General features: G+C 40.2%; 16 protein-coding genes. 8 read left to right on the plus strand and 8 right to left on the minus strand.

All coding sequences use genetic code 11. The features are described from left to right. Positions 1-91: 91 nt before the first annotated feature. The 5 genes from RV00_RS07340 to RV00_RS16810 all read right to left on the minus strand — a co-directional run bounded on the left by RV00_RS07340 (position 92) and on the right by RV00_RS16810 (position 9,822). Positions 92-742, minus strand: a complete 651-nt coding sequence (locus RV00_RS07340; protein ID WP_071861952.1) for an HI_0552 family protein — start codon at positions 740-742, stop codon at positions 92-94. A 146-nt stretch (positions 743-888) separates the two neighbouring features. Beyond that, positions 889-2,556, minus strand: coding sequence for a SpaH/EbpB family LPXTG-anchored major pilin (locus RV00_RS07345; RefSeq protein ID WP_071861953.1), 1,668 nt, complete (start codon positions 2,554-2,556; stop codon positions 889-891). Between the two features lie 13 nt (positions 2,557-2,569). Further along, positions 2,570-3,262, minus strand: coding sequence for a hypothetical protein (locus RV00_RS07350; RefSeq protein WP_071861954.1), 693 nt, complete (start codon positions 3,260-3,262; stop codon positions 2,570-2,572). Between the two features lie 3 nt (positions 3,263-3,265). Beyond that, positions 3,266-7,087, minus strand: a complete 3,822-nt coding sequence (locus RV00_RS07355) for a Cna B-type domain-containing protein (RefSeq protein ID WP_071861955.1) — start codon at positions 7,085-7,087, stop codon at positions 3,266-3,268. An 821-nt stretch (positions 7,088-7,908) separates the two neighbouring features. Beyond that, entirely contained in the window at positions 7,909-9,822 is a 1,914-nt protein-coding gene (locus RV00_RS16810) for an NlpC/P60 family protein (protein ID WP_084133260.1), read from the minus strand. 250 nt (positions 9,823-10,072) lie between these two features. Here RV00_RS16810 and RV00_RS07380 point away from each other — a divergent pair, with 250 nt between their 5' ends. Both RV00_RS07380 and RV00_RS07385 read left to right on the plus strand, forming a co-directional pair. Continuing rightward, complete coding sequence (locus RV00_RS07380; RefSeq protein ID WP_071861956.1) at positions 10,073-11,035, plus strand: GIY-YIG nuclease family protein; 963 nt, start codon at positions 10,073-10,075, stop codon at positions 11,033-11,035. A 70-nt stretch (positions 11,036-11,105) separates the two neighbouring features. After that, positions 11,106-11,600: a GyrI-like domain-containing protein gene (locus RV00_RS07385; RefSeq protein WP_071861957.1), complete on the plus strand. Its 495-nt coding sequence runs from the start codon at positions 11,106-11,108 to the stop codon at positions 11,598-11,600. A 442-nt stretch (positions 11,601-12,042) separates the two neighbouring features. Here RV00_RS07385 and RV00_RS07390 read toward each other — a convergent pair whose 3' ends face one another. Then, positions 12,043-12,657: a histidine phosphatase family protein gene (locus RV00_RS07390; RefSeq protein WP_211272377.1), complete on the minus strand. Its 615-nt coding sequence runs from the start codon at positions 12,655-12,657 to the stop codon at positions 12,043-12,045. A gap of 275 nt (positions 12,658-12,932) precedes the next feature. Between RV00_RS07390 and RV00_RS07395 the strand changes: the two genes are divergently transcribed. Next, a complete protein-coding gene (locus tag RV00_RS07395; protein WP_071861959.1) occupies positions 12,933-13,196 on the plus strand; it encodes a DUF6442 family protein in 264 nt (87 codons plus the stop codon). Between the two features lie 72 nt (positions 13,197-13,268). Then, positions 13,269-14,003 carry a YdcF family protein gene (locus RV00_RS07400; protein WP_071861960.1) on the plus strand — a complete coding sequence of 245 codons (735 nt, stop codon included), beginning with the start codon at positions 13,269-13,271 and terminating at the stop codon, positions 14,001-14,003. A gap of 74 nt (positions 14,004-14,077) precedes the next feature. On the opposite strand, the gene RV00_RS07405 is transcribed toward RV00_RS07400, so the two are convergent. After that, positions 14,078-14,332: a hypothetical protein gene (locus RV00_RS07405; protein ID WP_071861961.1), complete on the minus strand. Its 255-nt coding sequence runs from the start codon at positions 14,330-14,332 to the stop codon at positions 14,078-14,080. 308 nt (positions 14,333-14,640) lie between these two features. Between RV00_RS07405 and aspD the strand changes: the two genes are divergently transcribed. The 3 genes from aspD (at position 14,641) to RV00_RS07420 (ending at position 17,810) form a co-directional block, all read left to right on the plus strand. Beyond that, the gene (aspD, locus tag RV00_RS07410; RefSeq protein WP_071861962.1) at positions 14,641-16,239 is read left to right on the plus strand and encodes an aspartate 4-decarboxylase; all 1,599 of its coding nucleotides are present in this window, start codon (positions 14,641-14,643) and stop codon (positions 16,237-16,239) included. A 214-nt stretch (positions 16,240-16,453) separates the two neighbouring features. After that, positions 16,454-17,275, plus strand: a complete 822-nt coding sequence (gene thiD, locus RV00_RS07415) for a bifunctional hydroxymethylpyrimidine kinase/phosphomethylpyrimidine kinase (RefSeq protein WP_071861963.1) — start codon at positions 16,454-16,456, stop codon at positions 17,273-17,275. After that, positions 17,262-17,810 (plus strand): ECF transporter S component, encoded by a 549-nt coding sequence (locus RV00_RS07420; protein WP_071861964.1) that lies wholly within the window; start codon positions 17,262-17,264, stop codon positions 17,808-17,810. Before thiD ends, RV00_RS07420 begins: the two co-directional genes overlap by 14 nt. 156 nt (positions 17,811-17,966) lie before the next feature. Here the strand turns inward: RV00_RS07420 and RV00_RS07425 are convergent, their stop codons facing one another. Further along, positions 17,967-19,391, minus strand: coding sequence for a DUF1958 domain-containing protein (locus RV00_RS07425; protein ID WP_071861965.1), 1,425 nt, complete (start codon positions 19,389-19,391; stop codon positions 17,967-17,969). Between the two features lie 357 nt (positions 19,392-19,748). Here RV00_RS07425 and RV00_RS16375 point away from each other — a divergent pair, with 357 nt between their 5' ends. Beyond that, the gene (locus tag RV00_RS16375; RefSeq protein WP_169818933.1) at positions 19,749-19,895 is read left to right on the plus strand and encodes a hypothetical protein; all 147 of its coding nucleotides are present in this window, start codon (positions 19,749-19,751) and stop codon (positions 19,893-19,895) included. The last annotated feature ends 476 nt before the right edge of the window (positions 19,896-20,371 follow it).

Consider the following 20,371-nt stretch of genomic DNA (forward strand, 5'->3'; position numbering starts at 1 on the left):
TTCTCCCTTAATTTATTTGCTCACTCATTATACGCCCAAAACAACTATTTTTCAGCGCTTCTTAAAAATTTTTGAAGAGGATCTAATCGAACTAGCTTAAAGCAAAATACAATGGAGCTAATTCTTTGATCGTTTGAACAACCATTTCATCAACCGTTGTGATACTTTTTGTTTTAAATAATAGTTTTCCCACTTGAAAACTTCGTCCCTCTAATTTAGCTTCCAGCTTCTCTGATTGAAGTGGATCTGCTAAGAATTCCGAAAGCAGGAGATGGTCAGCTAATTCATGTTCCACTTGCGGCCAAATATAGTAATCCGTAATGTCTACCGTCTCGCTCCACTTTTTCAGCGTCGGCAGCAGCGCATTATAATCCGCCAAACTTCCCGAACGTTCACCACTTTTATAATGCTGAAACATCAAATAAACTTGAAATTGCTTTTTATTCAATAAGGTCGCCAAACACGCATTTTGATTACGATGCTGCGGATCACGATACGCGCACCAAAAATGATTCCGCAAATTCCACCCGTTGGTCCAGCTTTCGATCTTCGGCTTGTCCAGATGATATTCTGCTGGTAATGATTTTGCCACTACTTGCTGCAGCGCCTTCCATTTTTGCCAATGTTCCTGATAGTTTTTCTTGATCTGCTCAATTTCTGCTATAGTATAACTTGCCTTTAATTGCTTAAAAGCAAAATAATCTCGTTCAAATAATTGAAAATCTTCATTCGTTAACTCCATCAAAATGCCTCTTTTCATTAGATCTTTTCTATTGTAAATAGCAGCCAAAATTTATTCAACTGTTAGCCATTTAGTAAATCCTCGTTAAAATTCAACACAAAAAAACAGGATGAGTCTCCCCATCCTGTTTAAAAAATTAACTTCTACTATTCTGCTGCATGTTGCACTTTGCGGTAGCGGAAGTATGCTACTGACATTAGGCTTAGACCTACTAGTAAGAATGCTACGATACCCATACCACCAGTAGATGGTAGGAAGCCGCCTTCAGTTACGTTGGCTACATCATATCTCAATGCAGTTGTTGTGTAAGAACCCGCCTTGACCTCAAATTCTTTGTCTTCTGTCAACAATTGGAAGCCATGAGGTGCTTTAGTTTCTCTTAAATAGTATGTGCCTTTAGCAAGTCCTTCTACTTTGAAACTACCGTCTTCGGCAGACACAAATTTGTCCGCTTGACTGATTGGATTTGATGCATCAATTTTTGTCCAAGCTGGTTTTTTATCAGCATCTTGAGTCAAGTAGTATTCGTCTGAGCCATCTTTCTTAAGGATAGCAAATTCTGCACCTTGCAGTCCTTGAGCTTTGTCTCCTTCTTCGTATTTCAAGAATTTCATACCACCAGTTGAAATCCCTGGTACTGTTTGATCGTTTTCGCGGTTGTCTGCTTGACCTCCATCATGTTCCATGTTTACTAAGAAATCATTCTCTACTTTCACATCAACGGCTGTTTCATTAGTAAATGATACCCCGTAAACCAATTCGATCTTTTGACCTGCATATTTTTTTAAGAATTCTGCGGTTGCTACTGATTCACCGAATTTAGCTGCATCGCCATCACTCTTTTCATTGTTCAATTTTGCCGCCATAGTGAATCCCGCTTTTTTGCCAGTATAAGGACCTGTTGGACCTGCATTGACTGGTGTGATTGGCATTTTATCTTCAAGTGCTGCTCTAGCCGCAGTGTCTAATTTCACTCCGCCGATCCAAATTTCAGAAATACCTTCAAATTTCATTCCTTCAACTGACACTTCATCTTTTAATTCAAATTTTGAATAACGTGTTTGGTCTACCCCTGCTGTGCCAACATCATGAAGGATTTCACCGATTTGACTTGGGAATGTGAATGATGCTTTGTAGCTGACGACTTTACCGATATCATAAACATAGTAGCCATCTGTTGGTACTGTTAAAGGATTTCCTTCATCATCTAACAATTCTTTTTTAGGATTTTCTTCATTTTTAAGTTTGTTCTTCGGATACAAATGAATATCTTCAATTGGAGTTGTTCCGTCTGCTTTCATCGCTGGTAAAACTAACAATGTTGGATAGCCTTCATACTCTTCATAATCTGCAGGAACATCTTCTTTAAAGAAGTATACTTTGTAGATTCCGCCTGCCGTGCGTTTTGCTAAGTCTTTAAATTCCACTTTACCATCTGAGTCAGTTGCTTTGCCTGTTGCCGCTGGTGTCGCACTTGGATCCAATGCAAAATCTTTAACGACTAGTTTAACCGCGTCATCATAGTCGGTACCTTTTGCTAATTCTTCATCTAATGCTGCATAGAAAGCTGTAGTGACATCATACGGTGTGAATGTAACGCCTTCTAATGGTTGAAAATGATCGAAAGCATCTGTAACTTCACCAGGATTTTTCATCGCCGTCGGAAATTGGTCCATCTTCTTCTTGTGCAATGTAACATTGACTGTGTCACCCGCTGCTGAAGCTTCATTACCAAAACCCGCTAATCCAGCGATCAGTGGTACCATGCATAACAGCGCCATGATAAAACTTATTACCTTCCCTCTACTCTTCATTTTTCTTTTCCCCCTATTTTCTTTTTTTTATTTGTTTTAAACCAATAAAACCAATCATTACTAAAACTAAGCCAATCCTAGAAAAATCTCTCACCAAGTCGTTGGTGGATGGATATCGTTTCCCTAAAGTCGGAAAATCTTTTGCTGCGCTAGGCTCCTCTGGCTCCAATGGTGGTGCCGGATCTTCCGGTGGTGCCGGTACTTTGATATCTTGATATTTTCCATAAATCAGTAATCGTTGTGCTTCCTCCCCTGTTTCCGGATGTTGCTGCGGGAAATATAGAATGATTGGCAGCATGTGGTATTCTCCCTCTTCACCACTGGCTAAGATCAAATACGCCGCATCTTTTCCATCTTGGTAACGGGGAACATCGAATGAGACGTTCCCGCTACCATCAACTAAGTAGGAGGCTTCGTTCAGTTTCGTCAATTGTTCCTGCTCTACAAATGACTTTAGTTCCTCTTTACTTGGGTAAGTGTTCATTAGATATTCTTTGTCCTGCTTCTCATCCCCTTTACGTTCCTCTCGCCATTGCGTCAGATTATAAACATCAAATGCTAACTTCTCCGTCCCCTCTACTTTTTCTCCCTTTTCTGACCATGTGTGAATCCACAGATCAACTTGCTCCTCTGCTCCAACTGCTGTTCCACCCAAAAAGCATATTCCCAGAAGCAGGCTTAGAATAAATGAAAGTCCTTTTCTCATTTATTAGCCCTCCCTTCTGCTGCGAATCAAGAAGACTCCGCCAGTAATCATCCCAGCGACAGCCAAGCTCGCTGCCACTAACATAAAGGCTTTAATACCTTTTTCCCCAGTTGCTGGTAGTGCACCATCTCGTTCTTTCTTATTGGTTACCGTCAAGGTTATTTCATTTCCGTAGTCCATTATCCCGCCGAACCAGCTAACATTCGAATGGTCAGGGATCGTTATCGTCCCGTCAACACCAATCGTGATGCGAATCGGCGTCGTGATTTTACTATAATCTTGAGGAGCTTGAGTTTCTTCTAAGGTATACTGTCCAGGCTTCAAATTACTGAAAAACATGAAATCAGAACTTTCCGTATGCTCGTATCCATCCGGTCCACTCAATTTAAAAGTTGCTCCCCCAAGTGGTGTTGACCCATCTTCATCGACCTTTAGAACCGTCATTGAGAAATCCTTTAATTTATTTTTTGCTTTATAAGAATCGGTACTGTTATTGACCTTGACTACTAAAGCTGTACCTGCTCCGTTTTCTGTCACAACGATGTCAAAATTACTCATTTTTTGGAACCCTTGTGGCACATGTGTTTCTTCTACTTCAAAGGTTCCGAAAGTCAAGTTCTCGATTTTGACCTCACCAGAAGCATTTGGCGTAAGATTTTCTGCTAAAACAGTTCCATTTGATTTGCGTTTGACACTAAACTTCGGTAAATCACTGCCGCTAAACGGTGTCGCTCCATCATCAAAGACCTTCACAAATTGATAATTGGTTTTTATTAAGGTATTCGTGATCTTTACTGTTCCCTCTACAAAAGCCAGCTCTGGCTTAGTAAAAGCGGCGATATTCATTGTTGGCGCTTTGTATCCTGGTGTACGGTCTAACTCTTGAACACGATAGACGATCGAGTCATCGCCATCGACTGCTGAAAAGTTGTCTTTCCAATTATTTCCCGCATCCAATACCTTCTCCTCAACACTCTCCCACCCAGTGCCGCCCAACCGTTGAAGTTGCGCCGTTACACTCGTCGGTCGAGTCCCGAATTGGTTATTTTCATCCTCCCAGACCTTTTCGACTGGGATGACGAAATCAGCTGCTGAAATTGTATTGGTAATTTTGATTCCGCCAGCGGGCATTGGATTCCAATCTGAGTTAAACCACTCCTGATTATACTGAGGCGCCTCATAACCAGTCACTTGCCCTACTTCAACTATTCTATAACTGATCGCTTCATAATTTTCCACTGTGAAACTATCTTTCCATTGTTTACTTGCTACTAAATCTTTAGTGGCAATATCATCCCAGTCGACCCCATTTGAGCGTTGCAACTTGACTGTAATCTTTGGTGGTCGTTTGTTGGTTTGATTATTGTCATTCCAGATTTTTTCTACTGGAATCTCAAAAGCAGCACCTTTAATTTTATTAGTGACCTGCACTTCTCCTGTAAATGGAGTCGCTGAGTTGATCGTCGCTGGACTGACCGTAGCCGGTAAATAGCCTGTTGTTTGGGTCGGTTCAGTGACGCGATATTGGATTCCAGCACCTTTTTCAAGGCCGGTAAAGGTTTGTGTCCAAGAATTCGAGTTGCTTAACTGTTTAGTCCCTACATCTGTCCAGCTGCCGCCGTTCGTTGACCGTTGCAATTTGACTGTGATACTTGATGGTCGTTTGCTAGTATCATTATTATCATCCCAAATTTTTCTTACTGGAATACTGAGTTCATCAATCGTCTGTTGTTTGCGAACGGATGGCACCCCGAAGTCTAATTTGTCTGTGTTTCGTTCTGAAGTCGGTTCCAAAGTTGTCCTTCCGTTAGTCGGATACCAGCGATTAGCTACAGCTGATGGTTTTAGGCGAACTGTATACTCGACTTCAATCTCCTGATCTGCCGTTAAATTGATATTGTTCACATTAATTTGTCGATTATCATTCGTGCGTGTGGCTTCTGGTTGATCAAGTGTCGCGATAGGATCAGCACCATTGTTAACTTGTGTAGCTCTCGGCCCGTCAACTAAATCGACCATATCGCCTAAAGGATCAGTGATCTTCCCTTTATCGACTGTCCGAATGATCGCGTCATACCAGTTTTTGAACGTTTCTTCCAACTCATCAGGATTTGAGACATCATAAAAGAAGTAATCTGAAGCAGTGTCTGACGTTCTATTTGCCTTTTTACTTCCCATCCGATAGAGCCCTTCTTTCAAGGTCTCAGTTGGGTGGTCATCTGAATAAAATCGTTCGACATTTACCGCGATCGTATGGATCTGTACTCCTTCATTTTCTTTGATTGCTTTGGCAGTAGAGTTAGTCGTAGTTATATGACTAGTTACCCCCCTTGTCATCGTTGGAAGCTTCGTTCGGTCTTTATTAGCGCCTAGTGGATTTCCACCAGCGTAGTTTCCTTTAGTTCCCATTGAAAATCTAGTGACATAATAAGGGTCAAGAAACATTGTTCCATCCGCATGACCATCTTCAGGATTCCAACTTCTATTAGGAGCTCCGTCAGTTAATACAAAGAGGAATTTCTGTCGTTCACCAATATTTGGTGCACCTATGAATACATCTGCTGCTTCACGCAGTCCCCGTTGTGTAAAGGTTTGTCCTGCAACCACGAACCCTTTATACCCACTGACAATCCCATCCCAGTTACTCTTATTGGAAGACAATGGAAATGTCTCTTGGCCTTGATTCCAACTATAGTCTGAAAAGATATGAGCACCAATTCGCAGCCCAGTGTCTGAATTACTGGGATAATTTGTTTTCAACTCTCGAACAATTCTAGCTAACGCGTCTTCAGTATTTTTCTTCCTTGATCTAGATCCCGTAGGCCCATTAACCATCGATCCTGAGTTATCCAATAGGAAGACCATATCTACCCCAGGTTTATGGGTGATATTCCCTTTAACATTTAATTTGATCTTGAACTCGTTTTCATTTTCAGTTGCCTGTGCGTATTTTCTTAGGGATACGTTCGGATCGCTCGTATCATCCCCATATTTAATGTAGGAGTTCGTATAATTATCATTTGTGACATCCCAACCAGTATTGCCATCCCATTGCTTTGTACTTGCATATCCCCCTTGATAGTTTTTGACATTCGGTTGGTTAGTCGGCTGCCAAGCATTAGTTGGGTATTTCCCATCTGCTCCATCTGGTGTGTATGTTGGGGCGAAGTTTTCATAGATCGGCATAGCCACTCCGCTGCCTGAATTCATCGGTGCATTTGCCGGTCCGTTGTTTTGTGTCGCTTTTTCTTTTTTAGGACCGATCAATCCTTGAGAACTCTCGGTCGTTTTTTCTTTTTTCCCCTCTGCTTTTTTGCTTGAACTGTTCGTCGCTTGCTTTTCATCTTTTAGTTTCAAAACATAAGGCTTTTCTTGCTTCAAGACATTTTCTTCGATCTTTCCATCTGATTCGTCGGAAATACTTTTCTGATCCATTTGCACATATAAGTTAAGTTCCTTGATTGACTTAGAAAGCTTTACTGTTATTTGCTTTTCTTGCTCTGCTGAAAATTCTTTTTCTATCAACCATCCGCCGTCTGCTTTTAGACTGGCCGATTCTGGATATTCGATTGGTTCATTCTTTCCATCGGTTAGTTTCATTTTGAGTCGCTGTTGTACTTTTTTATCTTCTGCTCGCCGTTTGAACTTAAATAACAATTGACTATCTTCAGCCTTCTCTTCAAATTCATAAGACATATTCAAATAATCTTCATCAATAATGGTCTTTTTGATCGTTTCTGATTGAACTTGTGTAGTTGAAAGAAACACCCCCGCTAAGAAAGAAAACATTAGTGTTACTACGACGAATAGTTTTATTTTAGGCATTTTTTACCTCCCCCCCTTCGCTTATTTATATTTCCAAGATTATAGTAACTGATATTAATTTCTTCTGCATTTCACCTTTTCGTTTTTTATTCGTTATTATATTTTAGTTATACGCTATTAATAAGGTGATACAAACGAATTAATAGGTTATTTTATCCGATAAAAGAATTTCTCTTAGCGTTTATTGACATTCATATGTTTAATAAAAAAAGCGCCCTTTCGAGTAATCAAAGGAAGATTAACTCATGAACGAATTGTCTGTTTTCTCATTAAATCCTTGTTATTCCACGCATTTTCAACAACTTTTTTTTTTCTTGATTGAACACAATTTGATAAAGAATGATAGGATTCAACATAGACTTTTATTGACAAAAAAAGATTTAATAGGGTTTTTAAGGCGTTTATTATTTATTTTCTATTTATTTCAAACGTAAATTGGTATTTTGAAAGTAGAACAGTCCCTGATATTCGCCTAAAAGTAAATAATCGATTGATTTCCCTCCATTTTCTTTTTAAAATTTTGACATTATGAAATAAATCATCTTCTTTTTATGACAAAAGGAGCTAGTTCAACTTTTCAGCAAATAAAATTAAAAATTTTTCTATCACAAAAAAGTGAGTGTATTGAATAGATTCTTCAATACACTCACTTCAAAACTATTATGCCACTCACGGACGCAATTTTTTCTTCTATAGTAAACCTGCAAATATTTTTGCTTAATGTGTTTTATTATTTGTCTGTTGTCGTGAGAAAAGTCTACGCAAAAAAACATCCAAGAAAACTGATTCTGCTGACCAGTTTTCTTGGATGTATCACTTTTTTAGTATACACGCACTCCAAAATCTGGTGCGTAGTATTGAGTTGAACCGTATTTCACACTTTCACCTGGTTGCGGCGCATGAATATAGCTATCGCCACCGGCTGAAATCGCTACGTGATAGGTATCGCCTTGTTGACCCCAGAATAACAAATCACCTTGTTGTGCTTGGCTTACAGAAATTTGTTGACCTGAAGATTCTTGCGCGACTGTCCAAACACCAATATCTTTTCCTGTTACTTGCTTGTAAACATATTGTGTCAAACCTGAACAGTCAAAGCCGCTTGGATCTTTTCCGCCCCATACATATTGAGTCCCGATGTATTTCTCAGCTTCATCTACAATCTGTTGCCCTTGAGAGGTCTGTTGTGATTGTTCCGGTGCTGGTGTTGCTTCCGGCGTTGTCGCTGGTTGTTCTGGTGCCGGTGTTGTTTCTGGCGTTGTTGCTTCCGGCGTTGTTGCTGGTTGTTCTGGTGTCGGTGTTGCTTCCGGCGTCGTCGCAGGTTGTTCTGGTGCTGGTGTTACGTCCGGCGTTGTTGCTGGTTCTTCTGGTGCTGGTGTTGCTTCCGGAGTTGTTGCTGGTTCTTCTGGTGCTGGTGTTGCTTCCGGAGTTGTTGCTGGTTCTTCTGGTGCTGGTGTTGCTTCCGGAGTTGTTGCTGGTTCTTCTGGTGCTGGTGTTGCTTCCGGAGTTGTTGCTGGTTCTTCTGGTGCTGGTGTTGCTTCCGGAGTTGTTGCTGGTTCTTCTGGTGCTGGTGTTGCTTCCGGAGTTGTTGCTGGTTCTTCTGGTGCTGGTGTTGCTTCCGGAGTTGTTGCTGGTTCTTCTGGTGCTGGTGTTGCTTCCGGAGTTGTTGCTGGTTGTTCTGGCGCCGGTGTTGGTGTTGGTGTTACTATTGGTTCTTGATTGACCGTTGGCTGAATCACATCTGGTGTCGCAATTTGATCTGCTGCTAAATCAGTTGATACTGCAGGAATTTCCGGCGTTGGTGTGTTTGCCACTGGTGTAGCTGCCGTTTCTGTTTTGCTGACAACTTGGTCTTCAACAACTGGCTTCGCAACTACCTTGCCATTGCCTACGACTACCTTTTGACCTGGATAAATCGTGTTACCTTCAATACTGTTCCATGATAAGAACTCTTCTAGTCCAATTCCAAATTGATTCGTGATAGAATAAACCGAATCGCCTGATTGAACAGTGTATTCTTGTGCGTCAGCAGGCGTGTTCGCCGCAGGTTGTGCAACTGGCGGTGTTACGTCTTTTGTAGCATCGTAAGTAGCCAAATCATGATCTTGAATCACTGAAACTAATTTTTGAACATAGCCTTCATCGTCATTAAAGCGTCCTTTTAGGGCTTCAGCTGCAGCTTGATAGCTGTCTGATTTACTACGCCATGAACCACTGAAATAGTTTTCATTGCCATCGCGAGAAGTTGTTTTCATGATCTCGATGTAATCTTCAATCGCTTCTTTATATGAAGCATACTTTTTCATTTCTTTCTTTTCTGCTTTGCCAGTATTTGAATCGGTTTTCTCTAAAATTGCTGAATTTCCTTGATACTGACCTTCTAAGCCGAAAAGATTATAATATGGCGCTTGGGCAAAATCTTTTTGTCCCCAATTACTTTCAACAATTGCTTGAGCGATCATTACCGATGCATACAGATCATGTTTTTCCGCTAACGGACGAATTTCTTTTGAAATTTTGTTGATAAACGCTTTTTCGTCAACAGATTTTGTTGACTCCGACGTGTTCGTGGCTTTAGCTTCAACTTCATTTGGACTAAGTAAAGGTGCGACTACTGAACAAGTGACTAACGCTGTCCCCAACACAGCAGAGCTCTTTTTCAAATAGTGATAGTTATTGCTTTTCTGTCGTTTTTGCTGACGCAACTCGCGCCGGGTTAAAACTTTAGTTGCCATTCGACCTCTCTCCATTCTCTCTCAGTATTCTTTAAAACTTTTAACAGAATTAATTATAACACATGAGAAACAATTGGTCATGGACTGCGAACTACAAATCTTAATATTATATATTATTTTTTAAGAGAAACGACTAAAATGTGCTAATTTTCACTTACTTTTTAATTTATAAAAAAATCGGGTTTGATTAGAGACTCTCAGGAGTCTTTTAAAAAATTCATAATAAAAAAAATGATCGAGGTGTTTTTATATGTTAAAAGAAAAAGTAAGAAATCTGCCTAAAACGCCTGGAATCTATCGTATGAAAAACATGAATGGAGAAATTATTTACATTGGAAAAGCAAAAAATTTAAAACAGCGCGTTAGCAGCTATTTTATCAATAATAAGCAGCATTCTCGAAAAGTGCAGGAGCTAGTCAAGTGGATCGCAGATTTTGATTATCAATTAGTTGATACCGAGTTTGATGCCCTCCTATTAGAATGTCAGCTAATCCATCAAATGCGTCCTCGATACAATCGCATGATGAATTATTATGAAGGTTACGGCTACTTTCAATTTTTAGAAAAAGCTCCCTACTTGAAAGTTCTAAAAGAATGGTCTGGCACTGGACTCGTCATCGGCCCCTTCTTCAAGCAAGGTAAGCTAGAAGAATTAAAAGCAATTATTAACAGTGTTTATCGCCTAGAAGGACCACTAAAATTTGTCGGAGGGATTGTGGCGGATTACCGTGATATTGACCCTGAAAAAGAATTTTTATTGCGAATTCAGGAGATCAAAGAAACGTTACTAGGAAACTCTACTGCGTTACTCACTCGGATTGATCAGCGTGTTCAAAGTGCCAACGAGCGCCATGATTATGAAGCCGCCGCTCAATGGTGGGAAAACTACCTGACCGTTCAACGATTCTTACGCCGTAACAAACAACTAATTCAAAGCATGCAGAATCAAACTTTTGTCGGTATTTTGCTTGAGGAAGGAAACTACTATTGCTACTTGTATGCGAAAGGCGAGTTATTAAATCGAGTTGTTTATCAGCGTAAGCCTAGCTTTTCTCAGGCCCAAAAGCGTCTGGAAAAAGCTGTATCAGTTGAGACTTGGCAGCGTTTAGAAGCTAAGCCTGCCTTAGACAAACAAGACGTCGATCTGTTCCCAATCTTTTTTAATTACTTGAATCGCCATGGGGAAGTTAAAGCTATGCCCCGCTCAAATTGAGGTTACTATTTGTATTCGATTTCATTCCTTGATACAATCGGCGTATGAGTTTATGAAACGAGGGATGACTATGCAAATTGAAAAGATTACCAAACCGGCGCAAATCATTGTTTCAATGTCTACACAGATTTCACACGAACACATTCCCAACTATATAGGAACTGCCTTTGTAGATCTGATGGGCTACATTCAAAAAAACGGCGCCGAGCTAGCAGGTACTCCTTTTATTTCTTATTTAAATCTAAATGAGCAAGGCCAAGCAAAGGATGAACTATTAGCGCTAGAAATTGGGTTCCCGATTAATCAGGAAATCCCTTCTACGGAGAAATTCCAAAGCTATACCTTGCCTAGCTACCAAGCTGTACGAACGCTATATATTGGGGATTACGATGATCTAGCAGATTCGTATCAGGAACTGATTGACGCCATCAAACATGAGAATGGTGTATTCACCTTCCGTAGCTACGAATACTTCTTAACCGATGCCTCTGCACCCTTAGAGGATCAGGAAACAATGATCGAATTGACTTATCGCCCTAAGCGCAAAGATCTTTTAACTAGTTAAGCCTAAAGAACGAGCCTCCTATTCCGGGAGGCTCGTTCTTTTTTACTAACTTATTAAAAAGTAAAAAGTCAGTTGTCTTTTTCAAAATTTTCCTAGCTTAAAAGCCAACAATAAAAAAACAAAAATGCGAAAACTTATCTATAAACTTTTAAAAATCTTCTTGTAGCCTTTTATAACTTTATCAAAAGTCAATTTCATTTATTTAACATTACATTTATTCTTTTTTATTATTTTTTATAAGACGCATTTTTTATCAAAACTTATTTACCTTAAAATATGTAAAGTTATTTTCGAGTAAATCTTTTAAAAGACGTTATTATAAATATCATTTATCGTAACTTATATAGCATATAATAACACTTGCCGTTAGTTATTAAGCCTTGTTGCAATAAAAACTCTCTCAAAAAAAGAGAGAGTTTTGTTATATATGGCATTTATCAGGCTAAAAAGTTTTTCCCCACATTTCAAATAAACACTCATTTTTAGAATAATGCAGGACGGTCAAACTGGAATTATCAACAATTCCGCCTTCACGAATCTTGGCTAACGGAATTCCCTTCAACGTATTCAGTAAGGCCATCAATAAGATTCCATGACTAACCACCAATACTTTTTCATTTGGATAAGCCTTAGCGGTTTCTTCAAGAACGCGTCTGCTACGCGTAATCAGTTCTGCATAAGATTCTCCGTGAAACAGCTTCGCATCAAATTGATCTGGCGCTTCACGGTATAAGCGAAATTGTTCTGGGAAGCGCTCTTTGATCTCCGTGATCCGCTTTCCATCCCAATCACCGATCCGCAATTCTCGCAAGTCTTCGACGATCCTTAATTCCGGCGGCTGCAGATTCTCCTGTAAAATAAGCTTAGTCGTAGTTTGTGCCCGCATCTGCGGCGATGAAAGAGCCACATCAAACGACACTTCTCGCAAATATTCCCCTATTTTTTTCGTGGCTTGAACTCCTTCAGGAATAAGCGGCGAATCAACACTTCCGCCATTGAATCGTCCCGCCGCGTTGATCTCTGTTTTCCCGTGTCGGACAAAATAAAATACTGTCACAACCCTCACCTCTTTCATGAGCCATTATACACTACTTCTACCGGGTATTTATCGCAATCATAGCCCAGAAATGAAAATCCCAAAAACGATTCATTTTATAAAATAGTCAGTTAGTAAGCACGTGACATCGTAACCGCATTCATTTATAATAAAAACAACAAACAAAATAATTTTGGTCGTTTATTAATTATTTTGAAATACTTACAGACCCATCATCCGCTAATATTTAATTAGAAATTAATTCAGATAGAAAAACACGATAAGGAGGGAATCATATGGAAGACGAAAAAAAGCAGCAAACCAGTACAGGTTTAGCCTTGGCAACTGCTGGTATTTTTAGTTTGATTCTTTTCAGTATCCTCCTGCTGGCACGCGTGGTGGAGCATCGGGAAATTATGGATCTCTTTTGTTTAGTAACGGGTGCCGCTGCAGCTTTTTGTTATGGAAAATTCCTCTGGGTCAAGCAAAAAACTTGGCTGGTTCTATCGATTCCCCTGTTCATCAGCTGTATTTTCTTTTTTATCCAATATTTGTTTTAACGATCGTCGGTATGCGGATACCGGCTTTTTTGTTAGTATAGGGATAATTAATTATCCATGAGGAGGAATAGGATGTCTGATTTTGCGAGGTTGGTTGATTTTTTGACTATAGTTCCAGAGAATAATACTTTTTCATCAGAGACTTTGATTCTAGCGGGAAATAGTATTCCTGAGCTGATTCTTGCTACTGGTAGGTTTTGCCAAAAAGAATCCTCCATCAAGCGAGTAGTTTTTGTTGGCGGGATTGGTCACGGCACCCAACGCTTATTAGCGAATTGCCAGCAGCGCTTTCCTGAGCTGTTTAAGCAAGAATGGATAAATTTTTCTGAGGCGGAGATTATGCGGGAGCTTTTTTTAACGATTTGCTCACGGAAGTTAGAGCTGCTGTTAGAAAAAAAATCGACAAATACTGGAGAAAACGCCCGTTTTTCTTTTGAATTGTTTCGATCGGATGCGCCAAAAAGTTTTTGGCTCGTGCAAGACCCTCTATTACAAATGCGGAGCCATTATACCTTCAGTAAAGAATGGCATTTACCACTTGCCGCGATTCAGCCGTTGTTTTTTGAACGACCGATTTTGATCGATTTTCAAACCCAGCCCCACTTCAAAAATGCGAAGATGGACAGCTGGTGGCAGCCGGATTATTTTTTATCACTAGTGATCGGCGAAATTCGCCGACTGAATGATGACTCCTTTGGTTACGGACCTAAAGGCGCCAATTTTATTCCTCACGTGGAAGTTCCGGAGACCGTTTTAGCTAGTTATCATCGCTGCCATAAGCAATTGGTCGATGATGTCCGGGGATAAATTGAATAGCAAAAAAGACTCTCGACATTTTTTACAAACTCACTTGTAAAAGTTGACTATCGAGAGTCTTTTTTTTATTCAATCACTGTACTGACAAAGCCCGACACCTTATCAAACAAATTGCCGAAAAAACCAGAGACAGACTGCCATAAACTACCAAAATCGGGGTTGGCAATGAAATTCTGCGCTTGTGAGATGAACTGATCTTTATACACATAAATAATAAATAGCAAAAACAGCACGCCGGCGAGCCGCCACAAAACTGATCCGACCTTTACGACAAAATATATCAGCAACGCGATAAACGCGATTGCAATCAACTGATCCATTTAAAATTCCTCCTCTGAATCTTCCTCATTTAACTTATAGGCTTATTATGCCTGTTTTCTTTTAATTTAGCATGGGTCGCAAGTCTGATATCCACTGCTAAAAGAAAACTTAAGAAAGCGATTCTAAGAATTTGCAAATGACTGGATTCTTGCTGCACTAGGCTTCGTTTTCACCTACAAAAAGAACAACCTTTATTTCTTTGGGTTTTAACAGAAATTTTGTCATAAACTCTAAGCGTATTTACGCTATATTAAAAAAATATCGCGTTACTATAGAATTAAAATACTGTGTAAAAGGAGTCGTATTTGTGTCCACAATTACTGAACAAGCCTTAGAAGAATTAAGCCCCTTTGAATTAAGTCTCTTTTTGGAACAAAAGATTCACAAAAATAAACAAGTTACCAATTTATTGAATGCCGGACGAGGGAATCCAAACTGGACAGCCCCTACTCCTCGGGAAGCCTTCTTTTTATTAGGACAATTCGCTACACAAGAAACCCTCTTTGATAGTGGCGGTGAGTTAACGGCTGGTATGATCAAGTCCGATACGAATCGCAGCCAGCGTTTCGTCGAATTTTTAGCCGCTCATCCTAGTAAAGGCGCAGACTTTTTGAAAAAAATCTGGTTTTCCGATAATAATTATCTAGGAATACCGAAAGAACAATGGTTGACAGATATGTTGGATCATATCATTGGTGACAACTACCCTAATCCAGTCCGTTGTTTATCCGCCTGCGAAGGTCCAATTAAAGCCTATTTGAATCAAGAGCTATTCTCTAGCAGCGAAGTCCCCTTCGATATTTTTGCCGTAGAAGGCGGAACTGCGGGCATCTGCTATATCTTTGATACGTTAGTTAATAATTATTTATTGAACCGCGGCGACAAGATTGCTTTGATGTTACCGACCTTTGCTCCTTATTTAGAAATTCCAGAATTACCGCAATATGCTTTTGAAATCGTCAAAGTTCAAGCGAAACAAACCATGCTTGACGGCAAAATGACCTACCAATATCCTGACGCTGAGATCAATAAACTACGAGACGACGAAATCAAAGCCGTCTTCGTCGTCAACCCAAGTAATCCGACGGCTAATGCTTTGGCACAGCCTACGATCGATCTATTAAAAGATATTGTAGCGACCGATAATCCAGAATTGATGATCTTGACCGATGATGTCTACGGCACCTTTGTTCCCGTTTTTACATCATTGTTCTCAGAAATTCCTTATAACACCGCTTGTATCTATTCGTATTCAAAATACTTTGGTGCAACCGGCTGGCGTGTTGGCACCATCGCAGTTGCCAAACACAATTTATTTGATGAATTGATCGCCAATCTGACGACAGAACAAATTGACAAACTCAACGAGCGCTATGCATCACTGACAGCTGATCCAACAACGATTACTTTCATTGACCGGATCGTAGCCGATAGTCGTGATGTCGCCTTGAATCACGCTGCCGGACTTTCCGCTCCGCAGCAAGTCATGATGGTAATGTTTAGCTTGTACAGTTTATTAGACGAAGGCCAAGCCTATAAAGCCGAAGTCATGGACATTTGTCGTGAACGGGAGAAATTATTGTTCCACACACTTGGTTTACAAGAGCCGTTAGAAGATTTGGACACCGCTTATTACTGCGAGATCAATTACGAAGACTGGACTCGCAAACGGTATGGCAATGATTTCGCGGATTATTTGAAAAAATCATGGACTGTTACCAAGGTTCTGACGAATCTAGCAGAAAAAGAACAATTGATGTTGTTAAAAGCCAATGCTTTTGGCAGTAGCGAATGGGCTGTTCGGGTCTCACTTGCGAACTTAGCCACCAATCAATACCCAGAAGTCGGCAAACGAATCATTCATCTGTCTGACGATATCCACGAGCAATGGGTGAAAAATAAATAATTTCATAAAGAGACTGCGACAGAAGTTACTACTGAAACGCCGTTTACTCGTAAACAGAACTTGCGACAAGATTTTTGTCACAGGTTCTGTTTTATTTTTATACTAACTATTTTATAAATTGGCTGAGTAAAAACAAATCCAATTGGCTGTTTTAAAAGAAGCACTAAATGTTTATAGTTGAAAAATGAGGAAACTTGAATTGGAGGAATGAATGATGAAAAAAGTAGCAACCATCGCCGGTTCAGATGCTACTGGCGGCGGCGGTTTAGAAGCCGATTTGAAAACCTTTCAAGAATTTGGCACCTTTGGTTTTGCAGCAATCACCTCCATCGTGACCCTGGATCCAGAAAACGGTAATCATCAGTTAACGAACCTTGATTTGCCGGTGATTCAATCCCAGATTGCTTCTGTTTTCGCCGGGCCGATCGACGCAATCAAAACAGGCTTACTTCCCTCCCGTGAGATTATCGAGCTGGTGTCGGAAAAATTGCCAAATCAAATTCCCTTGATCGTTGATCCTGTTATCGGCGGCAAAGGAACACAGGATTTTATTAAAAATGATCAAGTCCAGGCTTTACGAGAAAAGTTGTTGCCGCAAGCTTTGATTACCACACCAAATTTGCGGGAAGCTGGCATTCTATCTGAGCTGGGTGACCTTACTTCAGAAAAACAAATGCAGCAAGCCGCGAAAAAAATCGCGCTACTAGGCGCAAAACATGTCGTTATCAAAGGCGGTGCCCGCTTAGATTCAAAACAAACCTTGGATCTGCATTATGATGGAAGAGCTTTTCAGAGCTACCCCCACCCTGTCATCGATACACCTTACAACCATGGGGCGGGCTGTACTTTTGCCGCGGCAATTACTGCAGCGGTTGCGAAGGGCTATTCAGTTGAAGCTGCTATCAAAACAGCAATTGATTTCGTTCAAGCCGCCATCACAATGGGCGAGCAAATAAATCCCTACGTGGGGCACGTCTGGCACGGTGCTTATACCCACGCGGAAAAAAGATTGGAGTATCCGAATGACAAACGATAAAAAAATCCAAAACTTGGTACTGATTGCGCTTTTTTCGGCGCTAACTTTGATTGGAACCATGATCAAAATCCCTTTGCCGACAGGCGCGTTCATCCACTTCGGTAATGCCGTGGTTCTTTTAGCTGTACTCTTAGTCGGCTATTGGCAAGGTGCTTTAGCCGGTGGTATCGGCTTCTTCACTTTTGACATTTTGAATGGCTTTGCCGCCGAGGCGCCGTATTTTTTAGTTGAAAGCTTTGTTGTCGGAGCGGCAGCTTATGGGGCATTTTTGATTTTCAAACGGAAGCCAACTCGCATTCCCCAAATCATCGTGATTGGAATCTGTGCTGGTATCGCCAAATTTGTTATGTCCGTCATCAAAACGACTGTCATGGGAATGATCGCTGGCGCCCAATTAAAACCGGCTTTCTTCGCCGCCTTAGCAACTATGCCAGCAACAGTCATCAATATTTTCTCAACGATTTTGATTGTCAGCCTGATCTTCTTCCCGCTAAGACGGGCAATGCAGCTGATTTTCCACAATCAACCAGCTTAAATTGTGCTATAATGAGTGTCCTTGGCAGGGGCGCAAGCTTAAAACCCACGATTGAAATTGATGCTGTCAATTTCAATCGTGGGTTCTTTCTATTATTATAGAAGGAATTTTTCATACGACTTTCTTCTATTGTATAGTTCTTCTTAATAGTTCTTCTTATCGATTCCAAATAGTCATTAAAAATTGTACCGCCGCACTCAACAGACACAAAAGTCCAATACTGCGGAAAATTCTATTAAGAGTAGCACGATGTCTTCTTGATCGAGCTGCCTTCTTTTTCGTTGGGATGATGAATGAAACTAGTAAGAACAACACACCGGCAGCCAAACTAATAATCAAAAATAAAGGCGATTGAATGATCGAACCCGCTTTTTTTCCGGTTATTGGTAAATTTTTCTGGCTTTCTTTTGTCCCAGACTGCTTTTTTACGTCTTGATAGCTGATAGCTACCTTTGGTAACGTTTGCTCCACTTGTTCTAACGAAGATTTCAACACTAATTGATCGTCTTGCAGGACAAACTCTTTCTTCTGATCTTTTTTCACCACACCGTTAAAATCAGCTGACAATTGAATTTCTTTGCCATTGATTGAATGGCGACCTTTAGGTAAAATACGTTGATATTCATATTCGTTAAAAGCCTTTTCCAAGATCGCGTTTCCAAAAGTATGTCGATAATATTCGCCGTCCTGATCAGACCAGTCCCCGACGCCCAATACCACTTCAATCAAACGCGTGTCTCCTCGTTTAGCAGTAGCAATATAATTGAAGGCTGCAGTCGGTCCCGAGCCAGTTTTCAATCCATCCACACCTTCAATGCCATACTTCGTTCCCGGAAGCGAGTAATTGTAAGTCTCAAAACTTTCTTCATAGGGCGTTCCCGCCATCGTGGTAACTTTTGGTTGGTTGGTGAACCCTAAGACCTCAGGATGCTCTTTGACTAAATGAAAGACCATCGTCGCCAAATCTCGGGCGGTCGAACGGTTGCTTCCATTTGGATCGAATCCCGCTGGTGTATACATTCCTTCAAAACTAGTCGCTGAGGCCCCACTACAATTGTAAAAAGTCGTTTGCTTCATGCCTAGCTTCTGTGCTTTTTCATTCATCCGCTGAATAAAAGCTCCGGCATCATTATCAGAGACCGCATTGGCCAACATGACCGTTGCGACATTAGAGGACGGAACAGTGACCATCGTTAAGAGTTCTCTTACTGGATAGTCCACACCGGCAACAATTTTACTATTGCTGATGGCATAAAGCTGACTGATGGCTTGATCTGTTTCGGTGGCTGTGATCTTCGTATCCAAGTTCAGCTTACCTGATTGAATCGCATCAAAGACTAAGAAAACCGTCATCATTTTTGAAATGCTGGCGGGCTCTCGCAGCATATCTGGCTGATCGCCCCAAAGAATTTGGCCATTGGTGCCATCAATAATAATTGAAGACTTTGGTTTGTTGATCTCCAACGCTTCGGTATAACCAGCTTCTTGGGTGATCGTAAAAATATCTTCCTCAGCAGAAACTGGCACCGCTGAACTTCCTAAACAAAGCAAAATCGCTGTCGCTAAAATTTTTTTTATCACAAATACACTCCGCTCATTTTGTAATTTTATTCTATTTTAGCATAGACTTATTCAACTTTTGTCATAATTTCACAATTTTCTGAAATAAACCAACGTTATTTAAAATCAATTGATCAATGAATCTTGGGAATTTTGAAAAATACCATTGGATGAGCTGCTCCTTTCAAAACCTTGGTTTTCACTTCTGTTTTCTATTTCAATAAACGCTATTTTTTTCGTCTCTCATGCTAATAATAAATATTCTTCAAATACTAAATAATTAAATAAGTTAATGGGGCTTTTGGTGTTTTATTATTTTATTTTAATGTGTTATAATTTTATTTGTTGATTCGTTATTATATGAAAGGAGGAACTGCTATGACTTTTTTTGAAAAAGAATTGCCTTATCGCGTGACTTTTGATTTAGAAGAAAATATGTTTATCGTCTACTCAACTGTTACCGGACAGCAAGGAATTGGAATCACCATTGAACAAGCGATCTACGATTTAAAAAAATCAGCCTAAGGAGTGCGCGTCTCAATGAATGAAGCCTATAACTAAAAGCCTCTGCTTGAAAATTGAAAGCAGAGGCTTTTTTGTGTACTCAACTTACATAATTGTTCGTTAATCATCCGTTAAATCCATGTCTGGAACATTTGCTTTCACGCTATACTAAACCCATCAAACATACGGAGGTTGAAAACATTATGAAACAACTGTTATTTCCATTCTTCGCAGCAAGTTATTTCTTAGCTCATATTACTTTGCACTTATCCCTTTATCCAGTCGACTGGTTGGCGCGATTATTTACTAAGTGAGGATCGAACGATGATTGAACTTTTTAGTAATCTAATCAGCTGGGTAATAGATTTTTTCGGACAATTTATCGATCTCATCTGGGAGTTATTGGTCTATTTATTCTCCGCTCAGCTTTAAAAATCGACGAGTTCTCATTGTGAGGGCTCTTTTTTTCTTGACTATCCCCTGCTTTTATTAGATGA

The organism is Enterococcus devriesei, assembly GCF_001885905.1.
Classification (GTDB): domain Bacteria; phylum Bacillota; class Bacilli; order Lactobacillales; family Enterococcaceae; genus Enterococcus_A; species Enterococcus_A devriesei.